At 69.0% G+C, this 13947-nt stretch carries 11 protein-coding genes; 8 read left to right on the forward strand and 3 right to left on the reverse strand.

Going from position 1 to position 13947, the window contains the following annotated elements:
* Positions 1-2 precede the first annotated feature (2 nt).
* Positions 3-650, reverse strand: coding sequence for a DUF3540 domain-containing protein (locus NNJEOMEG_RS18285; protein ID WP_173086915.1), 648 nt, complete (start codon positions 648-650; stop codon positions 3-5).
* A gap of 264 nt (positions 651-914) precedes the next feature.
* Positions 915-1709, reverse strand: a complete 795-nt coding sequence (locus NNJEOMEG_RS18290) for an AMIN domain-containing protein (protein ID WP_173086916.1) — start codon at positions 1707-1709, stop codon at positions 915-917.
* Positions 1710-1874: 165 nt separating this feature from the next.
* On the opposite strand from NNJEOMEG_RS18290, the gene NNJEOMEG_RS18295 reads away from it, so the two are divergent.
* The 8 genes from NNJEOMEG_RS18295 to NNJEOMEG_RS18330 all read left to right on the forward strand — a co-directional run bounded on the left by NNJEOMEG_RS18295 (position 1875) and on the right by NNJEOMEG_RS18330 (position 13054).
* Positions 1875-3101, forward strand: coding sequence for an SEL1-like repeat protein (locus NNJEOMEG_RS18295; RefSeq protein ID WP_173086917.1), 1227 nt, complete (start codon positions 1875-1877; stop codon positions 3099-3101).
* Positions 3102-3189: 88 nt separating this feature from the next.
* Positions 3190-3762: a type VI secretion system lipoprotein TssJ gene (gene tssJ / locus NNJEOMEG_RS18300; protein ID WP_173086918.1), complete on the forward strand. Its 573-nt coding sequence runs from the start codon at positions 3190-3192 to the stop codon at positions 3760-3762.
* Positions 3759-5150 carry a type VI secretion system baseplate subunit TssK gene (gene tssK / locus NNJEOMEG_RS18305; RefSeq protein ID WP_173086919.1) on the forward strand — a complete coding sequence of 464 codons (1392 nt, stop codon included), beginning with the start codon at positions 3759-3761 and terminating at the stop codon, positions 5148-5150. The genes tssJ and tssK overlap by 4 nt, the downstream gene beginning before the upstream one ends.
* Positions 5151-5987, forward strand: coding sequence for a DotU family type IV/VI secretion system protein (locus NNJEOMEG_RS18310; protein ID WP_173086920.1), 837 nt, complete (start codon positions 5151-5153; stop codon positions 5985-5987). It abuts the gene before it with no gap.
* A 6-nt stretch (positions 5988-5993) separates the two neighbouring features.
* Positions 5994-9503 (forward strand): type VI secretion protein IcmF/TssM N-terminal domain-containing protein, encoded by a 3510-nt coding sequence (locus tag NNJEOMEG_RS18315; RefSeq protein WP_173086921.1) that lies wholly within the window; start codon positions 5994-5996, stop codon positions 9501-9503.
* 302 nt (positions 9504-9805) lie between these two features.
* Positions 9806-10588: an alpha/beta fold hydrolase gene (locus tag NNJEOMEG_RS18320; RefSeq protein ID WP_173086922.1), complete on the forward strand. Its 783-nt coding sequence runs from the start codon at positions 9806-9808 to the stop codon at positions 10586-10588.
* Positions 10589-10674: 86 nt separating this feature from the next.
* Positions 10675-12249, forward strand: coding sequence for a type VI secretion system protein TssA (gene tssA / locus NNJEOMEG_RS18325; protein WP_173086923.1), 1575 nt, complete (start codon positions 10675-10677; stop codon positions 12247-12249).
* A gap of 52 nt (positions 12250-12301) precedes the next feature.
* Complete coding sequence (locus NNJEOMEG_RS18330) at positions 12302-13054, forward strand: transporter substrate-binding domain-containing protein (RefSeq protein ID WP_173086924.1); 753 nt, start codon at positions 12302-12304, stop codon at positions 13052-13054.
* Between the two features lie 560 nt (positions 13055-13614).
* On the opposite strand, the gene NNJEOMEG_RS18335 is transcribed toward NNJEOMEG_RS18330, so the two are convergent.
* Positions 13615-13947: hypothetical protein (locus NNJEOMEG_RS18335; protein ID WP_173086925.1), on the reverse strand; the 333-nt coding region annotated here is incomplete at its 5' end.

Consider the following 13947-nt stretch of genomic DNA (forward strand, 5'->3'; position numbering starts at 1 on the left):
TCTCAGCCCATGTGGATCTGTTCGGCGTTCATCACCACCTGTTCTTCCGCGATCACCGAGTGGTTCTTGGCGTGCAGGGCGTTCAGGTCTTCCACGAGCACGCGGCGCGATCCGGCCTGCACCTCGTCGTGCCCCTTGACGAAGCGCTGGGATTCCAGGCCCTGGCTGGTGAAGCTCTTGAACACCAGCTCCACTGAGCGCGCCACGCTGCGGATGCGCTTCACCTGGGATTTGAACGTGCGCCCCAGGAAGCTCATGCGCTCGACGGCGGCCCGGCCCTCGGCGGCGTGCACGGTGAGCTGCCCCGAGGCGGCGGCAAGTTCGCCCGGGCAGGCCAGGCGGATGTCTGCGTCGGCGGCCAGGGTCAGGCTGCCCCCGCGCGCGCCCAGGCGGGCGTCGCCCTCGACGCAGAGCTCCACCGGCCCCCGGCTTTCGAGCACCGAGAGCACGAAGGCCCGGCCGGAGATGTCCACGCAGGCCAGCACCAGGTCCTCGGCGCGGGGCTCCACCAGGCAGCTCACGGCGCGTTCGGCGCGGATCGTGCCGAAGCCGGTGCGCACGGTGATCCCACCGGGGCCGACCTCCACCACGCGGGCGTATTCGAGGTTGGGGGAGGGGGCCTGGACCGGGGACGCGCTGGCGCTGGACATGGGGGACTCCTGTTGACCGCGGCGGCCGGATGGTCCGGCCGGTTTCACCTGCCATACGCCATTTCCCCCGGCGTGGACAAGCGTCAACACGCGCCCCGGGGAGTTGCTGGAGGGACGCGCAAGGGGACGCGGCCGCGCGCACGGCGTGCGCGACAGTGCGCGGCGGATCGGCCGCGAAGGGAGGGGCGGCAGGGCCGTGCGGAATCATGCCCGGGCGGTTGGACCGGGTTCGCGGCAGCCCGGGGCCGGTGGCGAGTCCGAGGGCTATTTGGTGGTCAGGCTCACCGAGAAGCCGTCCTTGAGCTTGGTCACCACGGGGTCGGCGGGTTTCGGCGCGTTCACGTCGCGAAAATGAAGGGTGATGCGCACGTAGTCGGGATGTTCGCCAACGGCGGCGCGGGCGATGGGCCCCTGGGCGAACTCGGCGGTGCGCGAGGCGGTGTAGCGCCAGGCCCCGGCGAGGTTCACGGCCAGGCGGCGTGGGTTCTCAAGGTAGAGGTAGGTCACCTTGTCGGTGGGGGCGGTGGTCTGGGCGGTGAAGGCGAAGCGGCCGTCGCCGGGTTCGAACTTCACGGACTTGATCACGCCGGTCTCGCCCTGGATGAGGGGCGGCTGGGCGGGCTGCTCCTTGCGGGGTTCGGGGCGGGCCACTTCCTGGATCACCTGGGGGGCCGGCTCCCGGGCCGGGGCGGCCTGGAGGGGCGGGGCACTGGGGGCCGGGGGCGCGGCGTCTATGTGGAAGAGTTTCTCCAGGCGCAACTCCAGGGCCTGGATGGCCGATTCCGGCGCCGAGGCCGTGAAGCCCGAAGGGGCCGAGGGCGCGGGGGGCTGGTCGAAGGGGTTGGGCTCCAGGTGCAACGCGCCGCCTGGCTGCGCGGCGGGTTCGGGATGCGTCTGGGCCACCATGCGCGCTTCGCGGGAGCTCATCACGGCGTCCATCATGCCGTACAAACCGCCCCAGACGGCGGTGATGAACAAAAGCCCCGCGGCGGCCACCCAGGTCAGCACGGCGGCAAGGTAGAACGTGCGGGAATACCCGGAAGCCTTGATATCGAGCATGAAGGGCCACCTCGGCGCGCCGGGGCGTCGGGATCGCCGTCCCTGCATGCGCGCAACAGTGCTGTATCCCGGCGACGAAAAAGCTTCAAGAGGCTATTGAATGAAAGCGCTTCATGCAGTACATCAAGCAGCGTCCCGGCACGATTCGACGATCAGGTGACGGCAATGCCTCTTCCCGTTCCGATGCATTGGCTCCTCGTGGGCCTGTGCCTGCTCGCCACGCCGGGCGGGCTCCTGGCCCAGGACGCCGAGACCGTCTACAACCGCTCCGACGCCGCGTCCGCCTTCAAGGAACTCAAGCCTCGCGCCGAGGCCGGCGACGCCTCCGCCCAGTACCATCTGGGCCTGCTCTACGAATTCGGCCAGCACGTGGCCAAGAACCCGTCCGAGGCCGCCCGCTGGTACCGCCTGGCGGGCAAGCAGGGCCAGGCCCGCGCCCTCTACCACCTGGGCATGCTCCTGGAGGCCAACCCCCGCCTGGCGGCCGCGCCCGGAGAGGGGACGGACGCCCTCAAGCGCGCCGCGGAGATGGGCGAGATGCCCGCCCAGTACGCCTACGCCGAGCTTCTGGCCTCGGGCAAGGCCCCGGGCGGCGCGGCCCAGGCCGAACACTGGTGGCGCAAGGCCGCCGAACAGGGCGACTTCAAGGCCCAGTACCGCCTGGGCATGCTGTTCCACCTGGGCCGGGGCGTCCCGGCCAACGCGCCCGAGGCCGCCAAGTGGCTGGCCCTGGCCGCCGAGGCGGGCTTCGCTCCGGCGCAGTTCCAGTACGCCGTCATCCTGGAGCAGGGCCTGGGCGTGCACCCCAACCCGCAGGAGGCCGCCCGCTGGCTCCAGAAGGCCGCCGGGCAGGGCGACGCGGACGCCCAGTTCAACCTGGCCGTGAAGTACGACAAGGGCCAGGGCGTCCACAAGGACCCGGCCCAGGCAGCCCTCTGGATGGAGCGCGCCGCCGCCCAGGGCGACGTTCAGGCCCAGATGGCCCTCTCCCAGTGGTACGAGCAGGGACAGGGCGTGGCCAAGGACATGACCCAGGCCGTGCGCTGGCTCACGGAGGCCGCCCAGAAGGGCGACGCCCGCGCCCAGTGGCTCCTGGGGCGGCGCTACGCCGCCGGGCTGGGCGTGAAGCAGAACCAGGTGGAGGCCTCCAAATGGATGACCCGGGCCGCCGACCGGGGCGACGCCAAGGCCCAGAACGACCTGGGCGTGCGCTGCTTCGAGGGCCAGGGCGTGAAGAAGAATCCCGCCGCGGGCTATGCCTGGCTGCTCCTGGCCGCCGCGCAGGGCGACGCGGAGGCCCGCGCCAATCTGGCCTACGCCGAGACCCTGGTCTCGCCCAGGCAGAAAGCCCAGGCCGAAAAGGCCGCCAAGGCCTGGAAGGTGAAACGCTGAATCCGGTCCGGGCGGGAGCGTCCGCTCCGGCCCGGCCTTGACTTTTCCGACGGGGCAAAACAGTGTCCCCTATGCAATGGAGTCCACGATGCGCACCCTGATCCTCCTGGCGGCCCTCCTGGCCCTGGCCGCCTGCGGCGGAGGCGGCAAGACCGCGCCGCCCTCCCAGTTCACCAACCCCTCCTACAGCCCCCAGACCATGAACTGGGCCTTCGCGCCCAAGGCTCTGGAGTTCACCTTCGTCTCCGACCCCTTCCTCAACGAGTACGAGGGCGCGGCCCACACCCTGGCCATCTGCGTCTACCAGCTCCAGACCCCCACGGCCTTCCAGCAGCTGGCCGCCACGGCCCCGGGCATCTCCAAGCTCTTGGAATGCCAGAGCTTCGACGCCTCAGTGGTGAGCTTCCAGCGGGTGATCGTCCAGCCCGGACGCAACGAGACCGTCACCCTCGACCGGGGCGAGAAGGCCAAGTTCGTGGCCATCGCCTGCGGCTACTACGACCTCAACCTGGGCACGGCCACCAAAGTCTACGAAATCCCCGTGAGTTCCGACTCGGCGGGGTGGCTCTGGTGGAAGGAAACCACCTATCAGCCCGGCAAGCTCTCCAAGAAGATCCAGCTGGGCAAAACCGGCATCCAGACCATGGGGGACGGCTCGTGACCGCTGAAGCGCCGCTCTTCTGGCACCAGGGGCTCTTTCTCACGCCCCAGCACCTGCAACTGGTGGACTGGCGACAGCACGTGAAGCTGCAGGCCGTGGTGCGCTATTCCCAACGCCACTTCTGGGGCATTGGGGCGCTGGAGGTGCGCGCCGACGCCCTGGCCGCGCGCAAGGTGGAGATCTCGCGCGTGGAGGCCGTGTTCCAGAACGGCTTCTACGTGTGCAGCCCGGACAACGCCGTGGCCGCCGCCCGCTCCCTGGACGAGGCCGCCCTGGATGCCGACCGGCCCGTGGGCGTCTACCTGGGGCTCAAGCGCCTGAACCACGCCGGGTCCAACGTGACCGTCCAGCAGGACTTCTCCCTGAGCGGCACGCCCCCCTCCACCTTCGTGGCCAAGGCCGACCCCGAGGCCGTGCCCGACCTCCACGCCGGCGGCCCCCCGGCGCAGGTGAAGACCCTGCGCTTCGCCCTGGCCGTTTTCTTCGAGCACGAACTGCCCCACCTGGGCGACTTCCACCTCATCCAGATCGGCAGGGTCCGGCGCGAGTCCGACAAGTTCCTCTTCGACGAGGGCTTCATCCCCCCCTGCCTGACCCTGGGCGCCGCGCCAGCCCTGGAGAAGATCGTCAAGGACGTCACGGACCTGGTCACGGCCCGCGCCCGCGCCCTGGAAGACTACAAAATGCGCGGCGAACTCACCTCCAAGGAGTTCGACCCGGGCTACATGGTCTTCCTCCTGGCGCTCATGACCCTCAACCGCTACGCGCCGCTGTTCAACCACTACGTGGAAGCCTCCGTGGTGCACCCCTGGGACGTGTACGGCGCGTTCCGCCAGTTCCTGGGCGAGCTCTCCACCTTCGCCGACGACTTCGGCGCGCTGGGCGAGCGCTACGACGGCGAAAAGCTCGTGCCCGACTACGACCACGAGAACCTCACCGGCTGCTTCGGGGCAGCGCGCAAGCTCATCGAGCGCATGATCGAGGGCATCGGCACCTCCATCGAGCTGCTGGTGGCCCTCCAGAAGAAGGACAGCTACTTCGTGGCCGAGCTGCCCGAGCGCGTCTTCAACCCCACCAACCGCTTCTGGCTCATCGTGCGCACCGACCAGAACCCCGAGGCCGTGCCCCAGACCGTGCTCTCCACCGTGAAGCTCTGCGCCACCCCGCTCATGGCCACGCTCCTGGTGAAGGCCGTGCCCGGCGTGCCCCTCAGCTACTCCAAGAACCCTCCCGCCGGGCTGCCCAAACGCTCCGGCACCCACTACTTCCTGCTGGATTCGGGCAACCCCCTCTGGTCCGACGTGGGCCGCAACCGCTCCCTGGCCCTGTTCTGGGACAACCCGCCGGAAGACCTCTCGGTCCATCTGGCCGTGTTGAGGGGCAAGTAGATGCGTCTGGTGGACTGCTTCATCGAGTCCGTCACCCTCGTGCTGGACGTGGCCCGCAAGCCCCAGGCCTTCCCCAAGTACGAGGACACCCGCGACAAGGTGGAAACGCTCATCAACGGGGCCGGGCGCATGGCCAAGAAGCTGGGCGTCTCGGCGGCGGAATTCCAGGAAGCCCGCTTCGCCGTGTGCGCCTGGATGGACGAGATGATCCTGGGCTCAGCCTGGGAGGGCAAGGCCCAGTGGCTCCACCAGCCCCTGCAGCGCGTGGTCTACGACACCGTCAACGCGGGCGAGGAGTTCTTCGAGCGCCTGGACGCCCTGCTGGCCAAGGCCGGCAGCGACTTCACCTTCTCCGAACCCGGGGCCAAGGCCACCGTGGAGGAGCTCTCCTTCGGCGACGACCCGGACCCCGCCCCGGTCTGCGCCGAGGACGCCCCTGCCGCCTCCGCCGCACCCTTCGCGCCCCAGGACGACCCGGGCGACGTGGGCGTGGGCCTCAAGGGCGTGCTGGAGGTCTACGGCCTCACCATGATGCTGGGCTTCACCGGCCGCTACTTCCACCCCGACGACCAGGCCGCCCTGGGCAGCCTGCGCCAGAAGACCATCGCCCTGGCCCTGGGCCAGACACCGCGCCCACGGCGCGAACAGGCCGCCAGGCTCTTTCCGGCGCTCTACGGCCCCGACCCGTCCCGCAAGGAACGCAAGCGCTTCTGGCGCGGCATGGACTGGGTGGACGTGGTGGTGCTGGGCGTGCCGCCCCTGACCCTGGCCGTCATGTATTTCGCCTACAGCCGCATCCTTTCCGGGGCCCTCAAGGGCTTCCTGGGAGGGCCATAGGCCGCCATGAAAAACGTTCTGATCATCGTGCTCAAGGTCTTCCTCTGGCTCCTGCTGTTCGCCGCCATCGGCGTGGGCGCGTGGTACCTGGCCCAGTGGCGCGGCTGGCCCGATTGGGCGGCTGCGGCCATCGGCGTGGGCGCGGCCGGGATCATCGTGGGCGTGGTCTTCCTGCGTCGCTGGTGGTTCCGCCGCCGCGAGCGCCAGTTCGTCAAGCGCGTGGTGGAGCAGGACACCGCCGCCATCTCCGCCGCCCAGGGCGAACAGGCCAGGCTCCTGCGAGACGTGGAGGACCGCTTCGCCAAGGCCGTGGAGATCCTGCGCGCCTCCCAGCTCCGGCAGCAGGGCGATCCGGTCTACGTGAAGCCCTGGTTCCTGGTGATGGGCGAGACGGGGGCGGGCAAGTCCCTGGCCCTGCGCCGGGCCAAGCTGGCCTCCATCCTCACCGACGTGGGCCAGGAGCGCCTGCCCGCACCCACCCGCAACGTGGACTTCTGGTTCGCCGACGAGGCCGTGATCCTGGACACCGCCGGACGCTACGCCATCCCCCAGGACGAGGCACGCGACCGCGAGGAGTGGGAGCGCTTCCTGGCGCTGCTCGTCAAGCACCGCCGCAAGGAGCCCCTGAACGGGCTGGTGCTGACCGTGGCCGCCGACAAGCTCACCGACGCCTCCGACGACGTGCTCGTGGAGCACGCCAAGGGCCTGCGCCGCCGCGTCAACGAGCTCATGCGCGTGATCGGGGCCAAGTTCCCCGTGTTCCTCCTGGTCACCAAGATGGACCACGTTCTCGGCATGAACGGCTTCGTGGACATGCTCGAGAACGGCGAACTGCTCCAGGCCATGGGCGAGGTGAACTCCAACACCCTGCGCCCGGCTGTCAACGCCCTGGACGAGGGCATGAAGCGCCTGACCACAAGGCTCAAAGACCTGCGCCTGCTCCTGCCCTGCGACCTGGCCGACATGGACCCGGCCACCCTCATGCTTCCCGACGAGCTGGCCCGCCTGGGCGGCAGGCTGCGCGTCTTCACCGGGGCGCTCTTTTCCGAGAACCCCTACCTGGAGACGCCCGTCTACCGTGGCGTGTTCTTCTCCAGCGCCCGCCAGGAAGGGCAGGCCCATGTGCTCTCCCAGGACCTGGCCGACGTGGCCGCCCAGCTCTCCGAGCGCGCCGCCACCGACCGCGGGGCCTTCCTCCACGACGTGTTCTCCCGCTTCCTGCCCGGCGACCGCAACCTCTTCACCCCCATGCTGGAGTTCGCCCGCTGGCGCTCCCGCACGCGCTTCGCAGGGGTGATGGCCTGGCTCTTCCTGCTGTTCTGCGCGGCCGGGTTCTTCACGCTCTCCTACACACACAACAACCGCGCCCTCCAGGTGATCTCCTCCCAGTTCGCCGAGATGCCCAAGCTCACCGGCGGCATGGACCAGAAACTGCTCATCCTGGACCAGCTGCGCCGCCAGATCGTGCAGATGGAGGCCGTCAACCGCGACTGGCTCCTGCCCCGCATGGGCCTGGACCAGAGCCTCGCGGGCGAGCGCCGCGTGAAGCTGGCCTTCGCCGGGCTCTTCCGCGACCAGGTGCTCACCCCCCTGGACTCCTCCATGCGCGCCTCCGTGGACGCACTGGACAACAGGGCCTCCGAGACCACCATCGGCATGTACATCGGGCACATGGTCTGGCGCATCGAACTCCTCAAAGCCAAGCAGCGCGGGGCCTCTCTGGAGGATATGCGCAAGATCCCCTCCTACCCCGACGCCGTGCTCGCCCAGGTGGACCCCAAGCTCGTCCCCGAGCTGGCCCCCTTCTTCAACGACTGCTACCTGGACTACCTCTACTGGGAGCCCTGGAACGAGGCCATGGCCCAGCACCTGGCCGACTTCAAGCTGCGTCTCACGCGCCTGGCCTCCCTCAAGGACGGCCAGATGCAGTGGCTCGTGGAATGGGCCAACACCCGCCCCTACCTGCACCCCGTCACCCTCAACGACTTCTGGGGCGGCGCGGGCCAGGTCTCCGGCCAGGACGCCTACGTGCCTGCCGGCTTCACGTCGCAGGGCAAGAAGGCCATCGAGTCCTTCATCAAGGAATTCGACCAGGCCGTGGACAACCCCAAGGCCTTCCAGGCGCGCATCGACGCCTTCTGGAGCTGGTACGCCAACCAGTTCTACCTCTCCTGGCAGCACTTCGCCCAGGGCTTCCACCTGGGCTACGGCTTCCTCCTGGACGACAACGACAAGCGCAAGATGGCCGCGCGCATGCCCACCTTTGCCGGGCCCTACTTCGCCATGCTCGAGCGCATGGCCAGGGACTTCCAGGCCCTGGGCAAACTGGGCACGCCGCCGCCCTGGGCCGCCGAGGTCTCGCGCTTCCACATCGCCATGGAGCAGGCCAAGGCCCAGAACAAGGCCGAACCCCTGATCGAGAAGGGCAAGGAGCGCGTGGAGGTGGCCGTCCAGCGCATCCAGGGGGACATCGATCCCAACGACGCCCGCAAGTTCGAGAATCTCCTGGCCGCCACCGGCAAGCTCCAGGAGTACCAGAAGGCCCTCACGGACATGGTGCCCGCCGTGGCCACCCAGGAGACGGCCTTCCAGTTCGTCTCCGCCTCCATGGGGGCCTCCGTGTCCGCCGACGCCCCGGCAGGCGGCGCGCCCGCGCCCGCCCTGACCGTGAAGAGCCCGGCCCAGACAGCCGAGGCGGCGCTCATGTCCATGAACGCCCTCATCGGCGTGGGCGGGGGCGCGGGCGGCGACGCCTTCACCCAGATGGTGGGCGGCCCGCTGGCCTTCTTCGTGCTCTTCTCCACGGAGCTGGCCTCCTGCGAGTTGCAGCGCCAGTGGGAGAGCCGCGTGCTTTCCGAGGCCCAGATGATCCCCCAGAGCCGCTACCGCCAGGTGCTCCTGGACAAAAAGGACGGCGTGGTCTGGAAGTTCGTGAACGGCCCGGCCAAGCCCTTCCTCACGCGCGAGATCAAGGGCTGGGCCGCCAAGCCCTGGATGCAGGCCGTGTTCCCCGTCAACCGCACCTTCCTGAACTTCCTCGACGAGGGAGGCCAGGAGGTGGCCGAGGCCCTGCCGGAGTACGACGTGATCGTGAAGACCGTGCCCACCACGGTGAACCCCGAGGCGCGCCAGAAGCCCTACCTCACCACGCTCACGCTCACCTGCGGCAACCAGCCCCAGGCCCTCAACAACTACAACTTCCTGGACTCGGCCTCCTTCAAGTGGAAGCCCGACGGCTGCTCGGACACCACCGTCACCATCGTCTTCAACGACCTCACCGTCACCAAGACCTATCCCGGCCCCAACGGCTTCGCCCTGTTCCTCAAGGACTTCCGCACCGGCGGCTCCAAGACCTACACCCCCGAGGACTTCCCCGGGCAGAAGGACATGCTGGGGGCGCTGGGCGTCAAGCGCATCCAGGTGAGCTTCGTGTTCGAGGGCAACCAGCCCGTGATCCGGCTCCTCTCCGTGACGCCTGCGAGCATCCCGCAGAGCATCAGCGAGTGCGTGAAGTAGGGCGGGGGGGGCTGAACGCGCGTTTTCGACGCCCCGGGCCGCGAGGTCCGGGGCGTTTCTTGTCCGTGCGGGCGGCGGTCCCGCCGGGGCCGAGTGGCGCTGCCGGGGGTGTTTCCTTCGGGCAGGGACCGTGTTCGCCTGGGAGTAGCCGGTCAGGTTCGGCTTGTTTCAGCGCTGTTCGACATTCCTGAAAGCAGCATCACGGAATTGTCGTCCCATCCTGCATCTGGTTCGCTTCCGTCCAGGCCCGGCGCGGCTTTCCGGGCCTTCGCCTCTTGGCCCGGCCCTTGCTTTGACCGGGCATGGCCTCCATCATACTCCTCCACGGCGCGTTCACCGGCGGCTGGCTCTGGCGCTTCACGGCCCAGGCCCTGGACCGTCTGGGCCACGATGTCCACCGGCCCTCGCTCACCGGCTGCGGGGAGCGCGCCCACCTGTTGCGGCCCGAAATCTCCCTGGCCATGCACGTGCAGGACGCCGCCCAGCTCCTCTTCCACGAGGACCTGGATCGGACGCTCCTGGTGGGCCATGGCTACGGCGGACTGATCGCCCAGGCTCTGGCCCATCGCCACTCCGCCAAGGTGGCCGGGGTGGTGCTTCTGGACGGCGCGCTGGCGGAGCGCGGCAAATGCTACGCCGAAGCCGCCGGACGCGCCGACCTGGCCGTGCGCGCCATGCCCGCCTCGGCCGACTGGCTCGTGCCGCCCCCGCCGCCCGAGAGCTTCGGCCTCACCTGCCGGGAGGCGGCACGCTGGCTTTCCGTGCGTCTCCAGCCCTTCCCGCGCGCCTGCCTCACCGACCCCTATCCCTACGGCGGGCGCGGGCAGGAGCTGCCGCGTTTTCTCGTGCGCACGGCACTGCCCGGCGGAGCGAAGGCGGCCCCGGCCGCTCGTGCGGCGCTCAGCCGCGTGAAGGTGGTGGAGTTTCAGGGCGGTCCGTTACCCATGGTCAATCAGGCCGGGACCCTGGCGGAGCTGCTCTCGGGCCTTGCCGGGGCCATCAGTCCGGCGCGGGAGGCCGGCGCGGGCGAAGGCTCGGCGCCGACGCGGCGTGGCGCCTGCCGCCGGGGCGGGGAGGATTTGTGAGGTTGTCTCTTTCCGCCGCTTCGGGGTAGAGTGGGGAGCCGCCCCCGCAGGACGGCCGCTTCGCAACCACAACCCCGCAGGCCCCCATGGACATTGCAGACATCGGCAAAGCCCCCATCTCGGCGGCCAACCCCGCAGGGACGGACCCCTCCTACGAGCCTGAGTTCGAGCAGCTCCAGGCCGAGATCGACAAGCTCTCCATGCCTTCCGCCACGGGCCAGGGCATCGACTGGGACAAGGTGGTCCAGCTTTCGGAGGTTATCCTCACCGCCAAGGGCAAGCACCTGCCCACCGCGGCCTACATGGCCGTCGGCCTCTTGAAGACCAAGGCCCTGCCTGGGCTGGCCGACGGCGTGAACCTGCTCGCCGACGTGACTACCACGTTCTGGGAAGACCTCTTCCCCCCCAAAAAGCGCATGCGCGGCCGCGTGAACGCCCTCACCTGGTTCCGCGACCAGGTGCAGGCCTACTTTCAGAGCTACACCTCCGACGCCGTGTTCCCCAAGGACATGGTGGACCGCCTCGTCGCCGGGTTCAACGCCCTGGACCGCTTCGCCGGGGACAACCTTCCCGACGGCCCGGCCTTCCGCGACATGCTGGAGTACGCGAAGCACCTGCCCGTGGAGGCCCCGCCCCCGCCTGCCCCCGAGCCCCAGGCTGCCGCGACCCCGGCCGAGGCCCCGGCGGCAGCCCCGGCGCAGTCCGCGCCCGCGGCCGCAGCTCCGGCCGCGCCCGCACCGGCCGTCGCGCCGCGCCCCGCGCCTCCGGCTTCGGGCAACCCGGCGGCCAGCCTGGAATTCTGCCTGGGCCAGATGGTCTTCACGGCGGCCGAGCTGCTGACGGCCGACGCGGGCGATCCCCGCGCCGTGACCCTCAACCGCCTGGGGGCGTGGCTCAAGGTGGACGGCCTGCCCCCGGCGGACCAGGGGCAGACCATGATCCCGCCGCCCGACGAGTCCATCCGGGGTTCCATCCAGCAACTCCTCTCCGGGCGTCAGTTCGAGGAGGCCCTGCGTCGCGCCGAATCACAGATACCGGTCTATCTCTTCTGGCTGGACCTTTCGCGCCTTGCCGCCCAGGCCCTGGATTCCCTGGGGGCCAAGGGCGCGCCCGCCCTGGACGCCCTCAAGGCCCAGACCGGGCTCTACGCCCAGCGTCTCAAGGGCATCGAGAACCTGAGCTTCTCCGACGGCACGCCCTTCGCCGACGCCGAGACCAAGGCCTGGCTCAAGTCCGTCGCCCCTGGGTCGGGTCAGGCGCTGGATGCCGCGCCCTCGGATTCGCCCCTGGGCAGGGTGCTGGAGGAGGCGCGGGGCCTGGCGGCCCAGAAGAAATTCGTGGAGGCCGTCACGGCGCTCCAGGAGGCCCTGCGCCAGTCGCGCTCTGGCCGGGAGCGCTTCGACGCGCTCATCGCCATGGCGAGCCTGCTCACCCAGTCGGGTAGGGCGGACCTGGCAGCACCCACCATCGACGAGCTTCTGGAGCTGGTGGGGCAGTACAAGCTGGAACAGTGGGAGCCCGACACCGCCCTGCGGGCGCTCCTGGCCGCCTACGACGCGATCTCCTCCGACGCCTCGGACGAGGGCAAGGCCCGGGCGCGGCAGGTGCTTTCGCGCATCGCGCGCATCAACCCGGCGGCGGCCATGCGCGTGAGCGGGTAGGGAAGCCCCGCGCGGTGGCTCCCGGGGCAACGCGACGACAAGGAAGAGCAGGATGACCGTCTCGAGGTTGATCATCAGCATGGCGATTCTGGCGCTGGCAGGGTCCCTGGCCCTGGCCGGTGAGCCCGTGCTGGTGCTCTACAACGAGCGGCCGCCCTATCTGATCACCGGCCCCGACGGCCGCGTGCGGGGGCTCACCGCCGACCCGGCGGAGGCGGCCCTCACGGCCGCGAACATCCCTCACAAGTGGGTGCTCACCCCGGCCAGGCGTCAGCTGGCCATGCTGGAGCAGAATCCGGGCAGGGTGTGCCTCGTGGGCTGGTTCCGGAACCCGGAGCGGGAAAAGATCGGCCGGTTCACCGCGCCCCTCTACAAGGACAGGCCCGTGGCGGCCCTCGCGCGCACCCACGACAGGCGCTTCCGCCAGGGCATGAGCGTGCGCGAGGCCCTGGGCGATCCCACGCTGCTTCTGCTGATGAAGGACAGCTATTCCTACGGCAAGGAGCTGGACGCGCTCATCGCGGCCTCTGCGGTTCGCATCGAGAAGACTGCGGCGGAGAACGTGGCCATGGCCCGGATGATCCGCGCCGGGCGGGCGGGGTACATGTTCATCGCCCCCGAGGAGGCCGAGGAGCTTCTGCGCGGCGAGGAGTTCCGTGACGGCGGGCTCACGCTCGTCACCTTCGGCGACGCGCCGGAAGGCGAGGAGCGCCACCTGCTGTGCAGCGGGCAGGTGAGCGCGGAGGAGATCCGCCGGATCGACGAGGCGCTGCTGCGCCGCCAAGCCCCGCGTCCCCGAAACTGAGAGGGCGGGGGCATCTTATCCCCCCGTATGTCGCCCCGATCAACCCTCGGTTCCACCGCCGTGCCCTCCGACCTGTCCGGCTTCTTGGCGATGGCGTACACGTCCTCGTCTTCGTGGGGCGAGAGGGAGTAGAGGCGGGGCGGGGGGCGCTGGGGTTCTACGTTTGCCGTGCAATGTGCCGTTTGTTGAGCGATAGGTGTTGCTTCCTGAGAAGATGGTGATCGATTTCTCGTGATTACGTAATGATGAGATATCAAATAATAAGACTTTGATTGATATTTGCTGCTGTAAGGCCGTCTTTTTGCGACTTTTATTGAAAATACAAGTTGTCGGCGTTATTTGGCGCATTGCTTGAGAATGCCGCTAAAGTATAAAAAATCGCCGTGAACAAGATGCTGAGAACGAAACGGACGATCTTGCTGTCCGGATCAATCTGCATAAATTATACTCCTGATTCACGTTGAGTGTATGATGCCTCAGGTCGGGCATGGATACGCCGCCGTGTTGCTCATACTTGTTTGCCGCCGACCCTGAGCAGGTCGGCGGCAAGAAGGAGTCGTTCATTTGAACCAAGTCTTGAACGTCGAGTTTGCGTACTGCTCAGCCACGTTCTTGGCAACATCTGCACTCCCGGTAGCGATTCCGACGCCCGCACGCCGCAGTGGCGTTCCGGTCGCTCGGAGTGCCGCCAGCCCCCCGCCTGCCATGCCTTCCGCGACGGCATCCACCGGATCAATCATCGGCTCCACCGCCGTCCCCTCCGACCTTCCCGGCTTCCTGGCGATGGCGTACACGTCCTCGTCCTCGTGGGGCGAGAGGGAGTAGAGGCGGGGGGAGCCGTCGGGCTTTTTCTCCGCGCCGTACACCGTGCCCTCGTGATGGTAGTACACCTT

This window comes from Fundidesulfovibrio magnetotacticus, assembly GCF_013019105.1.
GTDB lineage: Bacteria > Desulfobacterota > Desulfovibrionia > Desulfovibrionales > Desulfovibrionaceae > Fundidesulfovibrio > Fundidesulfovibrio magnetotacticus.